Source organism: Mucilaginibacter polytrichastri (assembly GCF_001911425.1).
Lineage (GTDB): Bacteria > Bacteroidota > Bacteroidia > Sphingobacteriales > Sphingobacteriaceae > Mucilaginibacter > Mucilaginibacter polytrichastri.
The window spans coordinates 3,736,061-3,736,308 of record NZ_MPPL01000001.1; positions in this window are offsets into that span (position 1 = coordinate 3,736,061).

Sequence of the window (248 nt, forward strand, 5' to 3'; positions counted from 1 at the left end):
AGGCACTCGAAGTACGGTGGTGAGGGCTTCTACGCTTAATACTAAAGCAAATGATCGAACCCATTCCAACAACTTTTCTCACCACTCCGTCAGTTTTACGCCGAAAACCGACCCTCATACTATGCATGCATAACGAACATACCGAATACCAATTTCAACTTTGGTATAGTAGCATAAATATTTAATTCTTTATATTTTAATAAATACAGAATTAAAATTTGATATTTATAAATTAGTAAAATTATATT